The organism is Streptomyces sp. NPDC052225, assembly GCF_040679615.1.
Lineage (GTDB): Bacteria > Actinomycetota > Actinomycetes > Streptomycetales > Streptomycetaceae > Streptomyces.
Genome location: NZ_JBFAVD010000026.1, coordinates 1 through 15,429 on the forward strand (window position 1 = coordinate 1; position 15,429 = coordinate 15,429).

At 68.1% G+C, this 15,429-nt stretch carries 9 protein-coding genes; 8 read left to right on the forward strand and 1 reads right to left on the reverse strand.

Annotated elements, in window-relative coordinates; all coding sequences use genetic code 11:
- Positions 1-113: 113 nt before the first annotated feature.
- Complete coding sequence (locus AB0L37_RS30305) at positions 114-3,968, reverse strand: GH92 family glycosyl hydrolase (RefSeq protein ID WP_365512367.1); 3,855 nt, start codon at positions 3,966-3,968, stop codon at positions 114-116.
- Positions 3,969-4,718: 750 nt separating this feature from the next.
- On the opposite strand from AB0L37_RS30305, the gene ngcE reads away from it, so the two are divergent.
- The 8 genes from ngcE (at position 4,719) to dxs (ending at position 15,322) form a co-directional block, all read left to right on the forward strand.
- A complete protein-coding gene (gene ngcE / locus AB0L37_RS30310; RefSeq protein ID WP_365512369.1) occupies positions 4,719-6,125 on the forward strand; it encodes an N-acetylglucosamine/diacetylchitobiose ABC transporter substrate-binding protein in 1,407 nt (468 codons plus the stop codon).
- A gap of 7 nt (positions 6,126-6,132) precedes the next feature.
- Entirely contained in the window at positions 6,133-7,194 is a 1,062-nt protein-coding gene (locus tag AB0L37_RS30315) for a sugar ABC transporter permease (RefSeq protein WP_365512372.1), read from the forward strand.
- A complete protein-coding gene (locus tag AB0L37_RS30320) occupies positions 7,191-8,099 on the forward strand; it encodes a carbohydrate ABC transporter permease (RefSeq protein WP_365512374.1) in 909 nt (302 codons plus the stop codon). Before AB0L37_RS30315 ends, AB0L37_RS30320 begins: the two co-directional genes overlap by 4 nt.
- A gap of 203 nt (positions 8,100-8,302) precedes the next feature.
- The gene (locus tag AB0L37_RS30325) at positions 8,303-9,502 is read left to right on the forward strand and encodes an ROK family transcriptional regulator (protein ID WP_365512377.1); all 1,200 of its coding nucleotides are present in this window, start codon (positions 8,303-8,305) and stop codon (positions 9,500-9,502) included.
- A 121-nt stretch (positions 9,503-9,623) separates the two neighbouring features.
- Positions 9,624-10,748, forward strand: a complete 1,125-nt coding sequence (locus AB0L37_RS30330) for a substrate-binding domain-containing protein (protein ID WP_365512380.1) — start codon at positions 9,624-9,626, stop codon at positions 10,746-10,748.
- 209 nt (positions 10,749-10,957) lie between these two features.
- Positions 10,958-11,749, forward strand: a complete 792-nt coding sequence (locus AB0L37_RS30335) for an ATP-binding cassette domain-containing protein (protein WP_365512383.1) — start codon at positions 10,958-10,960, stop codon at positions 11,747-11,749.
- Positions 11,746-13,026, forward strand: a complete 1,281-nt coding sequence (locus AB0L37_RS30340) for a sugar ABC transporter permease (protein WP_365512386.1) — start codon at positions 11,746-11,748, stop codon at positions 13,024-13,026. The genes AB0L37_RS30335 and AB0L37_RS30340 overlap by 4 nt, the downstream gene beginning before the upstream one ends.
- Positions 13,027-13,396: 370 nt before the next feature.
- Positions 13,397-15,322, forward strand: a complete 1,926-nt coding sequence (dxs, locus tag AB0L37_RS30345; RefSeq protein WP_365512389.1) for a 1-deoxy-D-xylulose-5-phosphate synthase — start codon at positions 13,397-13,399, stop codon at positions 15,320-15,322.
- The last annotated feature ends 107 nt before the right edge of the window (positions 15,323-15,429 follow it).

Sequence of the window (15,429 nt, forward strand, 5' to 3'; positions counted from 1 at the left end):
TCCCCCTAGTCGCCCCCCCCCCGATCCGGGTCCCCTCGTCGGCTACGTCGCCGCACGCGGCCCGCCACTCGGGCCGGGCCGCTCCCGACCCAGCCCCCTCCCTCACCCGTACGTCACGACAGCAGCTCCACCTCCGCGAGCGTCGCCTCGCCGCCCCCGGCGAACACGAGCCGGTAGTGCTTGTACGCGCCCGGCGCGCTCACCGAGAACGCCCGCGTCTGCTTGTCCCACGTGAAGGACTCGCCGGAGCGTTCGTCGACCGTCCTCCACGCCTGGCCGTCGTCCGACGCCTCCAGCTTCCAGCCCGTCGGGGCCTTCGCCTTGTCACCCGACGTCAGCGTGTACTGCACGGCCTTCGTGCCGTCCGCGCCGACCGGCAGGTCCACCGGCTCCGCCGAACTCGCCGTCGTCGCCGAGGTGTTGTCGAACAGCGGGCCCGAACCGGTGATCGCGTCCGACCGCGGCGACGGCACCTTGTCGTCCTTGGTGATCGAGGTCGGCGCCGCGTCCGCGCCCGTACCCCACGCGGACGGCTTCGAGCCCATCGCGAACTCGATGACACCGCCCTTCGCGACGACCGAGTGCGGCAGCGAAGTCTTCGACCACGTACGGCCGTTGACCTTCACGCCCTGCACGTAGACGTTCTTCGCGCTGTTCTTCGGCGCCTTGACGACGAGGTCCTCGCCGTTCTCCAGGTGCAGCGTCATCTTCGTGAACTGCGGGGAGCCGATGGCGTATTCACCGCTGCCCATGACCAGCGGGTAGAACCCCATCGACGAGAAGAGGTACCAGGCCGACTGCTCGCCGTTGTCCTCGTCGCCGTGGTAGCCCTGCCCGATCTCGCTGCCCGTGTAGAGGCGGGAGAGGACCTCGCGGACCTTCTCCTGCGTCTTCCACGGCTGGCCGGCCGCGTCGTACATGTAGGTGATGTGGTGCGCGACCTGGTTCGAGTGGCCGTACATGCCCATCCGTACGTCGCGCGCCTCCGTCATCTCGTGGATGACCCCGCCGTACGAACCGGCCACGTCGCTCGTCGCCGTCTCCGGCGTCGAGAAGAACGTGTCGAGCTTCTTCGCGAGGCCGCCCCTGCCGCCGTACAGGTTGGCGAGGCCGCGGCTGTCCTGCGGAGCGGTGAACGCGTAGCCCCAGGCGTTGGTCTCCGTGTAGTCGTAGCCCCAGATCGCCGGGTTGAAGTCCCCCGACTTCACACGCCAGTCGCCCTTCTCGTCCTTGCCTTGGAAGAAGCCGGTCCCCGCCGCCTTGTCGTCGAACATGTTGACGTAGTCGCGGGCCCGGTTGAGGAAGTACTCCGACTCCTCCTTGTACTGCTTCTTGCCCGTCTTCTTGTAGAGCGCCTGTCCCATCCGCGCGATGCCGTAGTCGTTGAGGTAGCCCTCAAGGGCCCACGACAGACCCTCGTGCGTGTCCGTCGACGTGTAGCCGAGGAACGGCGAGGTCTGCATGCCCTTGCGGCCCACGCCCGACTGGGGCGGCACCACGGTCGCGTTCTTCACGGCCGCCTTGTACGCCGACTCGACGTCGAAGCCGTCGACCCCCTTCACGTACGCGTCGGCGAACGCCACGTCCGACGACGTGCCCGTCATCAGGTCCGCGTACCCCGGCGACGACCACCGCGAGATCCAGCCGCCGTCCCGGTACTGCTGCACGAACCCGTCGACCAGCTCGCCCGCCTTCTTCGGGGTGAGCAGCGAGTACGCGGGCCAGGTCGTCCGGTACGTGTCCCAGAACCCGTTGTTGACGTACGGCTTGCCCTCGACGATCTTCGCGCCGGTGTGCGTCGGGGTGTCCGGACCCGGCATCGCCGAGAACGGGGACGCGTACTTGTACGTCGCCTCACCGCCCTCCGAACGCACCTTCTCGAAGCCGGAGTTGGGGTACAGGTACAGGCGGTACAGCGACGAGTAGAGCGTCGTGCGCTGGTCCTCCGTCGCGCCCTCGACCTCCACCTTCTTCATCAGCGTGTCCCACTGGGCGCGCGCCGCGTCCCGTACGTCGGTGAAGGACCGGTCCGCGGGAAGCTCCTGGGCGAGGTTGTCCTTGGCCTGGTCGATGCCGATGAGGGACGTCGCGAGGCGCAGCGTGACCGTGCGGTCCTTGCCCGCGTCGAACGTGAAGTGGCCCTTCACGCCGGCCGATGCGGCGTCCTTGACCGGCTTGTCGAAGACCCCGTAGACGAAGAGCCGGGTCGCGCCCGTCGACAGGCCGGACTTGACGTCCGAGTAGCCGGTGACGATCCCGTGCTCCTTGTCCAGGGTCAGGCCGCCCTGCTCGGAGACGTTGTCGAAGACGACGCTCGCGTCGTCGCCGGGGTAGCTGAAGCGCAGCGCCGCGGCGTGGTCGGTCGGCGTCATCTCCGCCTTCACGCCGTTCTCGAACGTCACGCCGTAGTAGTACGGGCGGGCCGTCTCGTTCTCGTGCCGGAAGGCCAGTGCCCGGCCGGAGCGCGACGTGTCCACCGCGTCGCCCGCCTTCGCCGACGGCATCATCTGGAAGGTCTGCCGGTCGCCCATCCACGGGCTCGGCTCGTGGCTCGCGGCCAGCGCCTCCATCGTGGGCAGGTTGTCCGCGTTGTTGTCGCGCGCGTAGTCGTAGAGCCAGCTGAGCGAGCCCGCGTTCGTCACCGGCGTCCAGAAGTTGAAGCCGTGCGGGACGGCCGTCGCCGGGAAGGTGTTGCCGCGCGAGAAGCCGCCGCTGGAGTTCGTGCCGCGCGTCGTCGACGCGTAGTCGCTCAAGTGGGCCTTGGGGGCGGTGGGCCGGGCCTTCACGATGCTGATGTCGTCGAGCCAGCCGCGGAACTTCGCCGGGCCCTTCGGGGAGTCGTACGCGACGAGGATCCGGTCGACCGTCTTGCCGGCCGCGACGGACCCGATCCCGGACTTCACCGCGTTCCACTGGTTCACGTAGAGCCGCTTGGCGTCGCCCTGTCCCTGCGGGGTCAGCAGCCCGCCGTTCGAGTCGACGGCCTTCAGGTCGCTCAGGTACGTGCCGTCGGTGAAGGCGAGGTCGACGGAGACGTTCGTCGCGTCGTAGTCGCGGTCGCCGTCCGCCATCGACGGGAAGATCTTGTACGACAGCTCGGTGTCCCTCGCCACCGCCACATCGACGTCGAAGACCTTGTTGTACGAGTACGCGCGGCCGTCCGTCTTGTGCGTGCCCGCGTAGCGCAGGGCCCGCGTCCCGGTGAAGCCCGCGCCCGCCTTCGCCGTCGGCGATCCGCTCGGGCCCTTGTCCACGAGCGAGAGCATGTCCTCGGGCGCCGGTGCCTGGTCGCCGCCCGTCGACAGCTGGAAATCGGCCAATTGCGTCGCGTCGCCCGCGCCGTTGTTCTTCGTGAACTCCAGGCGGAAATGGGCGAATTCGGCGGGGCTCTCAAGATCGTACGTCTTCGTCTGGAACCGCTCGCCGAACGTCTCGCCGGACCGGCTGTCCAGAGTGGTCCAGACCTTTCCGTCGGCCGAGCCCTGGAGGGTCCAGTCCTTCGGATCGCGCTCGTCGTGGTCGTTGGCCGATGTCAGCGCGTACTTGGTGATCTTCACCGGTTCGTCCAGGTCGTACTCGACCCAGGCGGTCGGCGTGAACGCCAGCCACTTCGTCGTGGCCTCACCGTCGACGAGGTTGGCCGCGACCTCGCCGCTCCCGCCGTTCTCGCCGCTGGCGCGGACGTCGGTGACGTGCCCGTTGACATTGCCCGGGATGCCGCCGCTGTAGCCGCCGTCGACGCCGGACGCCCGCTTGCTGCCGTCGGCGGCCGTGTCCACCGTGTTCAGCCAGTCGGGGACGGGTTGCCCCGCTTCGAATGAGGAGTTGAACTCCGTTGCCACTTGCGGCTTTTGGGGCGGCGCCGCGACGGCGGCCCCCTGGCCGGCCGCGGTGAGCACCAGGGCGGCCGCGCCCAGCGCGGCCGTGGTGGCGAGTCTGCCTCGTGTGGGTCTGGATCTGCCTTGCATGGAGTGTGCACCCTCCCGGCGACGGTCGACAACGTTGTCAGTTCGCTGCGCAAGGTCCAGTAGGGCGGCAAGTGGCCAGTGGTGTCAAGGGTGTTGGAGCGTGTCGACGGGGCCGTGGAATGCGCCGAGGTGAAGCGCTTCACCTTGTGGCTGCGTACACCCTTTGTAGACAAGGCAGTTGAGAGGAGCGGCAACGTCCGGCGTGCGGCTTATTTCCGGGAGGTCTCAACTCGGAAAAGACCGATGTCCAAACCTGCATTCGATCTTGCCCAGTTCACAGGGAGTGGACTATACCTGTCGGCGTCCGGCCCGGTCCGAGTTCAGGCCACGGTGCGGACCCGGGGGACGGGGGAGTACGGCGGGGCGCGGTCAGCGGCCCGAAATCCGTGTTTTCCCTTATCGACCGGAATTCTTGGTACCACCCAGCTCCACCTGCGTTTCCCCCTCAGCAGGGGCACAACACAGCACATCACCGCGGTGCCGGGGAGGATCCGGTGCACCGCCTGAGTCCTGGAGAAGGCGAGGACTTGAGCATGGGACCCATCCCCGGCGTGAGCCATCGCGAGCTTTCGGCATCGCTCGGCTGATCACCATCGGTGCCGCCGACCGGCACCGGGAAGACGGCGAAACGCCCTGATGCGCATCAGGGCGCGCTCTGGAAGAAGTGCGGTGCACGCGGGGCCGATCCGGCCCGCAGGCCGCACAAACAGCACACCGGTAAAGATCCAATCGATCAGTGAGGATGCAGAAATGACCATTCGTGCCGGCTCTCTCGACAGGCGCACGCTCCTGCGCGGGGCGATCGCGACCGCGGCCGTGGGCTCGTTCGCGGTGGCGTGCAGCTCCCCCTCCGACAGCGGCGACGGTGACAAGGCCTCGAAGGGCAAGACGAGCGCCGACAACCCCTTCGGTGTCGCCGCGAACTCGAAGGTCGACGCGGCCATCTTCAACGGCGGCTACGGCGTCGACTACGTCACGTTCGCCGGCGGTATCGCGAAGAAGAAGAGCAAGGGTCTCGACGTCAAGGTCAAGCCGGTCGTCGACATCGCCCCGGAACTCCAGCCCCGCTTCGTCGGCGGCAACCCGCCGGACCTCATCGACAACTCCGGTGAGGACCAGATCGGCTTCCTCGGCATTCTCGACCAGCTCGAGGAGCTCGACGACGTCCTCGAGGCGAACAACTACGAGGGCAAGAAGATCGCCGACACGATCTACCCCGGCGTCAAGGGCCCCGGTACGTTCAAGGACAAGTTCGTCGGGCTGAACTACGTGATGACGGTGTACGGCGTCTGGTACTCGAAGACGCTGTTCGAGAAGAACGGCTGGACCCCGCCGAAGACGTGGGACGAGGCGCTCGACCTCGGCCAGAAGGCGAAGAAGAAGGGCAAGTACCTCTTCGTCCACGGCAAGGAGGCGGCGACCTACTACCGCACGCTCCTGATCGACTCGGCGATCAAGGAGGGCGGCGACGAGGTCCGGCTCGCGCTGGAGAACCTGGAGAAGGGCTGCTGGTCGCACCCGGCCATCCAGGGCGTGATCAAGGTCATGGAGACCATGGTCAAGCAGAAGATGTTCGTCCCCGGCGGCTCCGGCACCCAGTTCCAGAAGGCCCAGGCGATCTGGAGCAACGACCAGAAGGCGCTGCTCTACCCGTCCGGTGGCTGGATCGAGAACGAGATGAAGAAGGCCACCAAGGCCGACTTCCAGATGACCGGCTTCCCCTCGATGACGCTCACCGACAAGCCGAAGCTGCCCTGGGAGGCGATCCGCGCGGCCGCCGGCGAGCCGTTCATCGTCCCCAAGAAGGGCAAGAACCCGGCCGGCGGCAAGGAAGTGCTGCGGGCGATGCTGTCCAAGGACGCGGCCGCCAACTTCTCCAAGACGAAGCTGGCCCCGACGATCGTCAAGGGCACCGTGCCCGCCGACGGTTACGGATCGTCCGCCCTCGTCTCGCAGACGAAGATGCTGGAGGCCGCGGGCACCAACATCTTCACGTACAACTTCGTCGAGGCCTACGGGATGAACACGGACCAGCTGGTTCCGTTCAACTCGTTCCTCTCCGGCGACCTCGACGCCAAGGGCCTGACCTCGGCGCTCCAGAAGATCTCCGACAAGGTCCGGGAAGACGACTCCGTCGACAAGATCAAGGTCAGCTAGCACTGCGATGAAAGAAACGACCACCATCTCCGACACCGCGAGCAGCCGGCCCGTGCCGGCCGCTCGCGGCGGGCGGCCCCGGCGCCGCAAGCTCACCTTCGACCGGGTGACGTTCTTCCTCGCGTTCCTCGGTCTCCCGGTCGCCATCTTCGTGATCTTCGTCCTGTACCCCTTCGCCCAGGCGATCTTCTGGGCGATGACCAACTGGCGGGGTTTCAGCCCGGATTACGACTTCGTCGGCCTCGACAACTTCGTCAAGATGTTCCAGGACGATGTCTTCCTGAAGGCGCTGCGCAATGTCGCCCTGCTGGCGGCCTTCGTGCCGCTGGTGACGCTGACGCTCGCTCTCGGGGTCGCGGTGGCCATCACCCTGGGCGGGCCCAGCAAGGGCCCCGTCCGGGGGATCAAGGGGGCATCGTTCTACCGGATCGTCTCGTTCTTCCCCTACGTCGTGCCGGCGATCATCGTCGGCCTGATCTGGGCGCAGATGTACGACCCGAACGCGGGCCTGGTCAACGGCATCCTCAGCGGGCTCGGCCTGGACGGCTTCAAGGAGTTCGCCTGGCTGGGCGAGCAGGCGACGGCGATGCCGGCCCTGATGTTCGTCATCGTCTGGGGGCTCGTCGGGTTCTACGCGGTGCTGTTCATCGCCGCGATCAAGGGCGTTCCCGCCGAGCTGTACGAGGCGGCCAGGATCGACGGAGCCGGCCGGTTCCGGATGACGATCTCGGTCACGCTGCCGGCGATCCGGGACAGTGTGCAGACCGCGTACATCTACCTGGGCATCGCCGCGCTGGACGCGTTCGTCTACGTACAGGCCATGCTGCCGGGCGGTGGGCCGAACAACTCGACCCTCACGATCAGCCAGCGGCTGTTCAATGTCGCCTTCGCCAAGCAGCAGTTCGGCCTTGCCACCGCGATGGGGGTCGTCCTCGCCGTCGTCACCCTGGTGTTCGCGGCGCTGGTGTTCGCCGTCAACCGTCTGACCGGCGGGGGCGAGAGCGACGGCGGTAAGAGAGCGCGTGGGTTGAAGGCTCGGCGTGCCGTAGCCAAGGGGGGTGCCCAGTGAGCGTCATAGCCGCCGACCGGAAGCAGACGCGTGACCCGGAGCGGGCGAGCGACCAGAAGCTGACGCGAGCCGTCGCGGGCAGCGACCGCAGGTTCGCGGTGATCGCGCACGGCCTGCTGATCCTGTGGTCCGTGATCGTGATCCTGCCCATGCTGTGGGTAGTGGTGTCGTCGTTCAAGACGACCAAGGAGATCCTGTCGTCGCCGTTCGCGCTGCCGAAGCACTGGCAGTTCGACAACTACTCGCGCGCCTGGAGCGACGCGAGCATCGGGAAGTACTTCCTGAACTCGGTGATCGTGGTCGTCTGCGCACTGGTCCTGGTGATGCTGCTGGGCGCGATGTGCGCGTACGTCCTGGCCCGGTACCAGTTCCCGGGGCGCCGGCTGATCTACTACGTGATGCTCGCCGGGCTGACCTTCCCCGTCTTCCTGGCGATCGTGCCGCTCTTCTTCCAGCTGCAGAACTTCGGGCTGCTGAACACACGGCCGGGGCTGATCCTCACCTACGTCGCGTTCGCGCTGCCGTTCACGATGTTCTTCCTGTACTCGTTCTTCCGGTCGCTGCCGCACGACGTGTACGAGGCCGCGCAGATCGACGGCGCCGGCGAGTGGCGGGCGTTCTTCCAGGTGATGCTGCCGATGGCCCGCCCGGGCATGGCCGCGGTGGCGATCTTCAATTTCCTGGGTCTGTGGAACCAGTTCCTGCTGCCGGTCGCGCTCAACACCGACCAGGACAAGTGGGTGCTGACCCAGGGCATGGCCGCGTACGCGTCCTCGCAGGCCTACGGCATCGACTACGGTGCGTTGTTCGCGGCGATCGTCGTCACCGTCGTACCCGTACTGGTCGTGTACGTCATCTTCCAGCGCAGGATCGCCGGTTCGGTGTCGCAGGGCACCTTCCGCTGACGTCCACCGTCGCGCCGTAGCGCCTTCACAGGGGCCGGGCCCCGAAGAGACAACTCTTCGGGGCCCGGCCCCTTCGCGCGTGCCAGGAACCGATTTCTGTCAAGGGGTTGACGGCATAGGTACCTTCAGCGGAGTTTGGAGTTCATAACTTGTACAAGGTTCGGTCACCCAGGGTGACGCGGGCCACGGATAAGGGTGGGTCAATGGAGACTCCGGGGTCGCAGTCGTCGCTGCACCGGGCCAATCTGGAGCGGGTCGTACGCGCAGTGCGGCTCGCGGGTTCGCTCACGCAGGCGGAGATCGCGAGGACGACGGGCCTGTCCGCGGCGACCGTCTCCAACATCGTCCGGGAGCTCAAGGACGGGGGAACGGTCGAGGTCACGCCCACCTCGGCCGGCGGGCGCAGGGCCCGCAGCGTGTCGCTCAGCGGCGACGCGGGCATCGTGATCGGCGTCGACTTCGGCCACACGCACCTGCGCGTCGCCATCGGCAACCTCGCGCACCAGGTGCTCGCCGAGGAGTCCGAGCCGCTGGACGTGGACGCCAGCGCCGCGCAGGGCTTCGACCGCGCCGAGCAGCTGGTCGAGCGCCTGGTCGCGGCGACCGGCGTCGACCGTACGAAGGTCGCGGGGGTCGGGCTCGGCGTGCCGGGCCCCATCGACGTGGAGAGCGGCACGCTGGGGTCGACGTCGATCCTGCCGGGCTGGACCGGGACCAGGCCGGCGGAGGAGCTCAGCCGCCGCCTCGGCACCCCCGTGCACGTCGACAACGACGCCAACCTGGGCGCGCTCGGCGAGCTGGTCTGGGGCAGCGGACGCGGCGTGAAGGACCTCGCGTACATCAAGGTCGCGAGCGGTGTCGGCGCAGGTCTGGTGATCTCCGGGCAGATCTACCGGGGCCCCGGCGGCACGGCGGGGGAGATCGGGCACATCACGCTCGACGAGTCGGGCCCGGTCTGCCGCTGCGGCAACCGGGGCTGCCTGGAGACGTTCACGGCGGCCCGCTACGTGCTGCCCCTGCTCCAGTCGTCGCACGGCACCGATCTGACCATGGAGGGCGTCGTACGGCTCGCGCGCGACGGCGACCCGGGCTGCCGTCGCGTCATCGCGGACGTGGGCCGGCACATCGGCTCCGGTGTCGCGAATCTCTGCAACCTCCTGAACCCGAGCCGGGTCGTCCTCGGCGGCGATCTGGCGGAGGCCGGAGAGCTGGTCCTGGGGCCCATCAGGGAGTCCGTGGGGCGGTACGCGATCCCCAGCGCCGCCCGCCAACTCTCCATCCTTCCAGGGGCGTTGGGCGGCCGCGCGGAGGTGCTCGGGGCGCTCGCCCTGGCGCTCAGCGAGATGGGGGACTCGACCCTTTTGGACGGGGTTGTACCGACGGCGACACCTGCCTTCACTTAGAGAACGCATGACACCGTTGCCATCTCGTTAAGTATTTACTCCTTGACGCTTACGTTGCGGCCGAGTTGACTCCAATCCACCTCGGCCGCAACGTCGCGGCCTCGTCAGGGAGGTTTCTGAAGTGAACACGCGTATGCGTCGTGCCGCCGTTGCTTTCTGCGCCACCGGTATGGCCGTGTCCCTCGCCGCTTGTGGCAGCGCCAAGGAGTCGAAGGGCGACGACGGCGACAAGGCGTCGAGCGCCAAGAAGGGCGACGCCATCACCGTCGGCCTGCTCCTTCCGGAGAACCAGACCGCGCGCTACGAGAAGTTCGACAAGCCGATCATTGAGAAGCAGATATCCACGCTGACCAATGGCAAGGGCAAGGTCGAGTACCTCAACGCCAAGCAGGACGCGACCGTCCAGTCGCAGCAGATCGACACGATGATCACCAAGAAGGTCGACGTCCTGATCCTGGACGCGGTCGACTACAAGGCCGTCGCCGGTGGCGTGAAGAAGGCCAAGGACGCGGGCATCCCCGTCGTCGCCTACGACCGCCTGGCCGAGGGCCCGATTGCCGCCTACACCTCGTTCGACAACGAGGAGGTCGGCAAGACGCAGGGCGAGGCGCTCCTGAAGGCCATGGGTGACAAGGCCACCAAGAGCAGCAAGATCGTGATGATGAACGGCGCGATCACCGACCCGAACGCCGCCTTCTTCAAGAAGGGCGCCCTCTCCGTGCTCAAGGACAAGGTGACCATCGCCAAGTCCTACGACACCAAGGAGTGGAAGCCGGAGAACGCCAACGCCAACATGGAAGGCGCGATCTCCTCGATCGGCAAGAACAAGATCGCCGGCGTCTACTCGGCCAACGACGGCATGGCGGGCGGCATCATCACCGCGCTCAAGAGCGCGGGCCTGAGCAAGCTTCCCCCGGTCACCGGCCAGGACGCCGAGCTCGCCGGTGTGCAGCGCATCGTCACGGGCGACCAGTACATGAGCGTCTTCAAGTCGTACCCGCAGGAGGCCGAGACCGTCGCCAAGATGGCCGTCTCCATCGCGAAGGACGGCAAGCTCGACAGCTCGCTCGCCACGGGCACCGTCGACAGCGGCACCGAGAAGAAGATCCCCTCGGTCATCGTCCCGGTCGTCTCGCTGACGCAGGACAACATCAAGGACACGGTCGTCAAGGAGGGGTACTACTCCCTCGACGAGATCTGCACGGCCAAGTACAAGGCCGCCTGCGACAAGATCGGTCTGAAGTAGTCCGCACGGGCTCCTCGGGAGATTCGACTCCCCCACGCTGTACGGGACTTGCGCACCGCACGAAGTAGCGCTCCCGTGTAAGCACGTCCGGCGCCCCGCCGCCGAAAGCCCCGCAAAGCTCAACGGCGGGGCGCCGGACGCCCAGCAACTCCCCTCCCAGTCTTCTCTGTTCAACCTCCCGCCGGGTCAGGCCTTTGGCGGCGAAGGAGATGGTTCACGTGTCCGCTACGCCCGTGTTGGCGTTGCGCGGGGTCTCCAAGCGATTCGGTGCCGTCCAGGTGCTCACCGACGTAGAGCTTGAGGTCCACGCCGGGGAAGTGGTCGCCCTGGTCGGCGACAACGGCGCCGGAAAGTCCACCCTGGTCAAGACGATCGCGGGTGTGCACCCCATCGATGACGGCGTCATCGAGTGGGAAGGCAGGACCGTCGCGGTCAACAAGCCGCACGACGCCCAGAACCTGGGTGTCGCGACGGTCTACCAGGACCTCGCCCTGTGCGACAACATCGACGTCGTCGGCAACCTCTTCCTGGGCCGTGAGCTCAAGAGGCGCGGCGTCCTCGACGAGGTCGAGATGGAGCGCCGCTCGCGCGAGCTGCTCGACACCCTGTCGATCCGCATCCCCAGCGTGCGCATCCCCGTCGCCTCGCTCTCGGGTGGTCAGCGCCAGGTCGTGGCCATCGCCCGCTCCATGCTCGGCGAGCCGAAGCTGGTCATCCTCGACGAGCCCACCGCCGCCCTGGGCGTCGAGCAGACCGCGCAGGTCCTCGACCTCGTCGAGCGGCTGCGCGAGCGCGGGCACGCGGTCATCCTCATCAGCCACAACATGGCCGATGTGAAGGCCGTCGCCGACAAGGTCGCGGTGCTGCGTCTCGGCCGCAACAACGGCGTGTTCGAGGTCAAGAACACGTCCAACGAAGAGATCATCTCCGCCATCACCGGGGCCACGGACAACGCCGTGACCCGCCGTGCGGCGCGCACGAACGGGGGTGCCCAGAAGTGAGCATCGACAAGACCAAGCCCCAGGTGGACGCCGCTCCCGCGGCCGCGGGCGCCGCGGTGACCGCCGTCGACCCCCGCCTCCTCGTCCGCGAGCAGGGCTTCGCCGGCTACATCGGCGAGTTCAAGCGCAAGATCCGCGCCGGTGACCTGGGCGCGATCCCGGTCGTCATCGGCCTGATCGTCATCTGCGTCATCTTCCAGAGCCTGAACTCGGCGTTCCTGGGCGCGGAGAACCTCAACAACATCTTCGTCGCCATGGTGGCCACCGGCATGATGTCGGTCGGCATCATCTTCGTGCTGCTGCTCGGCGAGATCGACCTGTCGGTCGGCTCCGTCTCCGGTGTCTCGTCCGCCATCACCGCGGTACTGAGCGTCACGCACGGGGTCAACGAGTGGGTCGCCGTGCTCGCCTCGCTCGCGGCCGGTGCGGTCATCGGCGCCCTGCACGGCTTCTTCTTCGCCCGGATCGGCGCGCCCGCGTTCGCCGTGACCCTGGCGGGCCTGCTGTTCTGGAACGGCTTCATGCTCCAGATCCTGGGCTCCAACGGCACGATCAACATCGACAGCGACGGTGTGGTCGGCAAGCTCACCACGTACTACTTCTCCGACGTCGCCGCCGCGTACGGCCTCGCGGTCGTGGCCGTGGCCGGGTACTTCCTCTCCGCGTTCTTCGGCGCCCGCCGCCGTGAGGCCGCCGGGGTCCCGTCCCGCCCGCTGAGCGAGATCGTGCTGCGCACGGTGCTGCTCGCCATCGCCGTGTTCGCCGTGGCGGTCATGTTCAACCAGTACAAGGGCCTGCCGCTCGCGGTGCTGCTCTTCGCCGTCGTCCTCGTCGGCACCGACTTCCTGCTGCGCCGCACCTCGTACGGCCGCAAGATCTTCGCGCTCGGCGGCAGCGTCGAGGCGTCCCGCCGTGCCGGTATCAACGTCACCGCGATCCGCGTCTCGGTCTTCGCCATCGCGGGTCTGTTCGCGGCGGTCGGCGGCCTCTTCTGGGCCTCCAAGATCGCGGCGGCCAACCAGAGCGCCGGCGCCGGCGACCTCCTGATGAACGTCATCGCCGCGGCCGTCATCGGCGGCACCAGCCTCTTCGGTGGCCGGGGCCGCACCTGGAACGCGCTGCTCGGTGTGCTGGTCATCACGTCGATCCAGTACGGTCTCGCCCTCCAGGGCATCGCCACGCCGATCCAGTACATGATCACCGGCGGTGTGCTCCTCGCCACGGTCGTCATCGACTCGATCACCCGCAAGACCCAGAAGTCGGCCGGCCGCGCCTGACGGCAGCCGGACCCCTTCTGGCCTCGACTGACTGTGCCCGGTGTCAACGGTGACGCCGGGCACAGTCATGCTCCGAACGCCAGGGCCTGTCCGGCGGATCAGGTCGCGGCTTGTCGGCCCGCGCCTGTTTGTGCTGGTGAGCGGTCTGTGGTGCGTGCAGCTGCAAGGCGGAGGAGGGCGTCGACGCGGAGCGTCGGCAACCGACGACAACGCGGCAGATGCGCGTGCCACAGACCGCGTCCGTGACAGGATCCGCCGGACAGGCCCTGGGCCCGCCCGCCGCTCGCGACGGCGGAACATTAGACTCGACAGACCCGGCAAGCTCGAACAGCTCAACCAGCTACTACAGCTCTACTGCAAGGAGGCACGGGTGCCGCTGCTGACCCGCATCACGGGACCGCGCGATCTGGACCGGCTCAGCCTGGAGCAGCTGGACCAGCTGGCAGGCGAGATCCGGACCTTCCTCGTCGACGCGGTTTCCAAGACCGGCGGCCACCTCGGCCCCAACCTCGGCGTCGTCGAGCTGACGATCGCCCTGCACCGCGTCTTCGAGTCGCCCAAGGACAAGGTCCTGTGGGACACCGGCCACCAGTCGTACGTGCACAAGCTGCTCACCGGCCGCCAGGACTTCTCCCGGCTGAAGATGAAGGGCGGCCTGTCCGGCTACCCGTCGCAGGCGGAGTCCGAGCACGACCTGATCGAGAACTCGCACGCCTCCACCGTCCTCGGCTGGGCCGATGGCCTCGCCAAGGCCAACGAGGTGCAGGACCGCGACGACCACGTCGTCGCCGTCATCGGTGACGGCGCGCTGACCGGCGGCATGGCCTGGGAGGCGCTGAACAACATCGCCGCCGCCAAGGACCGCCCCCTCGTCATCGTCGTCAACGACAACGAGCGCTCGTACGCGCCCACCATCGGCGGCCTCGCCAACCACCTGGCGACCCTGCGCACCACGGACGGCTACGAGCGCTTCCTCGCGCGCGGCAAGGACCTCCTGGAGCGCACGCCCGTCGTCGGCAAGCCGCTGTACGAGACGCTGCACGGCGCCAAGAAGGGCCTCAAGGACTTCATCGCCCCGCAGGGCATGTTCGAGGACCTCGGCCTGAAGTACGTAGGACCGATCGACGGCCACGACATCGAGGCCCTGGAGTCGGCGCTGACCCGCGCCAAGCGCTTCGGCGGCCCGGTCATCGTGCACTGCCTCACCGAGAAGGGCCGCGGATACACCCCCGCCCTCCAGGACGAGGCCGACCGCTTCCACGGCATCGGCCCGATCCACCCCGACACCGGCCTGCCGATCAAGGCGTCCGGCGCCGACTGGACGTCCGTCTTCGGCGACGAGATGGTCCGCCTCGGCCACGAGCGCGAGGACATCGTCGCGATCACCGCGGCGATGCTCCAGCCGGTCGGCCTGAAGAAGTTCGCCGACGCCTTCCCCGACCGGGTCTACGACGTCGGCATCGCGGAGCAGCACGGCGCCACGTCGGCCGCGGGCCTCGCCGCGGGCGGCCTGCACCCGGTCTTCGCGGTCTACGCGACGTTCCTCAACCGCGCCTTCGACCAGCTCCTGATGGACGTGGCCCTGCACAAGTGCGGTGTCACCTTCGTCCTGGACCGGGCCGGCGTCACCGGCACCGACGGCGCCTCGCACAACGGCATGTGGGACATGTCGATCCTCCAGGTCGTCCCGGGCCTCAGGATCGCCGCGCCGCGCGACGCCGACCAGGTCCGCGCCCAGCTGCGCGAGGCGGTCCAGGTCTCCGACGCCCCGACGGTCGTGCGCTACTCCAAGGGCGCGGTCGGCCCCGCCGTCGAGGCGGTCGGCAAGGTCGGCGGCATGGACGTCCTGCGCAAGCCGGCCACCGAGGACCGCCCCGACGTCCTCCTGGTCTCCGTCGGCGCGCTGGCCCCCATGTGCCTGGAGATCGCCGACCTGCTCGACAAGCAGGGCATCACGACGACCGTCGTCGACCCGCGCTGGGTCAAGCCCGTCGACGAGGCGATGGCCCCGCTCGCCGAGCGCCACCGCGTCGTCGTCACCGTGGAGGACAACTCCCGCGTGGGCGGCGTCGGTTCGGCCGTCTCCCAGGCGCTGCGCGACGCGGGCGTCGACGTCCCGCTGCGCGACTTCGGCATCCCGCCGCGCTTCCTGGACCACGCCTCCCGCAAGGAGGTCATGGCGGAGATCGGCCTCACGGCCCCGGACATCGCCCGCCAGGTCACGGGCCTGGTGGCGAAACTGGACGGTCGTTACGAGCGGGCTGAGGCAGGAGTGGCCGAGCCGGCCCGCGACTAGAGGGAGCGCCCCGTCAGGGGCGCGGGCAACTGCGCGAGCAACCACGACGGCGCGGCAACCCGCCGACGAAAGCGCGACCGGCAACGGGGCTGAGCCCCGGACCCCGC

Bases quoted from the DNA above. Each gene is read 5' to 3' on its own strand.
- AB0L37_RS30305 (WP_365512367.1), bottom strand. From the start codon at position 3,968: ATGCAAGGCAGATCCAGACCCACACGAGGCAGACTCGCCACCACGGCC.
- ngcE (WP_365512369.1), top strand. From the start codon at position 4,719: ATGACCATTCGTGCCGGCTCTCTCGACAGGCGCACGCTCCTGCGCGGG.
- AB0L37_RS30315 (WP_365512372.1), top strand. From the start codon at position 6,133: ATGAAAGAAACGACCACCATCTCCGACACCGCGAGCAGCCGGCCCGTG.
- AB0L37_RS30325 (WP_365512377.1), top strand. From the start codon at position 8,303: ATGGAGACTCCGGGGTCGCAGTCGTCGCTGCACCGGGCCAATCTGGAG.
- AB0L37_RS30335 (WP_365512383.1), top strand. From the start codon at position 10,958: ATGGTTCACGTGTCCGCTACGCCCGTGTTGGCGTTGCGCGGGGTCTCC.